We start from the raw sequence: 793 nt of genomic DNA on the forward strand, positions 1-793 counted from the left end.
CTTCACCTCCGCGGCGCTTACCTTCCACGCCTGCGGCGTCTCCCCGCGGCCTTTCCGGTCCTTGCCGCCCCACCAATCGATGCAGCTCTGGAAATGCTCCAGCCGGATCGGCTTGGTCATCGAATAGGCTTTCTGGCCTTCCGGCACGCGGTGCTCGTAGAACCAGATGTCTTTCGTCGGCGTGCCCTTCTCGAAGAATAGCAGGTTGGTGCCGATCGAGGCATAGGGCTTGAACACGGAATTGGGCAGGCGGACGATGGTGTGGAGGTTGCACTCCTCCATCAGATGCTCCTTCAGCCGGGTCTTGACGCCCTCGCCGAACAGCGTGCCATCGGGCAGCACCACGGCGGCGCGGCCGTCTTGTTTCAGGAGGCGCACGATTAGGGCGAGGAACAGGTCGGCCGTCTCCTTGGTGCGGAAGGTCGGGAAATTGTTTTCGATGCCATCTTCCTCGCGCCCGCCGAAGGGCGGATTGGTGACGACGATATTGACGCGCTCATCCTTGCTCCACGAAATCAGCGGCCGGGCCAGCGTGTTGTCGTGGCGCACGAAGCTCGGGTCCTCGATGCCGTGCAGCAGCATGTTGGTGACGCACAACATGTGCGGAAGCTGCTTCTTTTCCACCGCGCGCAGGGCGCCCTGCATCGTCTCGCGCTGCTTCGGCGTGCGGACGTAGCCCTTGGCCTCCATGTGACGGATGGCGCAGGTGAGAAGCCCGCCTGTGCCGCAGGCGGGATCGAACAGGATTTCGCCTGGATGCGGGTCGATACGATCGACCATGAAGGCGGTGACG

The 793-nt window shown here is 63.2% G+C and carries 1 protein-coding gene; it reads right to left on the minus strand.

All coding sequences use genetic code 11. The annotated features are described in order from the left end of the window. The coding region (locus tag X742_RS140325) for an N-6 DNA methylase (RefSeq protein ID WP_023775648.1) at positions 1–793 on the minus strand (793 nt) is incomplete at both ends.

The organism is Mesorhizobium sp. LNHC229A00 (assembly GCF_000502415.1).
In the GTDB taxonomy this organism is placed as follows: domain Bacteria; phylum Pseudomonadota; class Alphaproteobacteria; order Rhizobiales; family Rhizobiaceae; genus Mesorhizobium.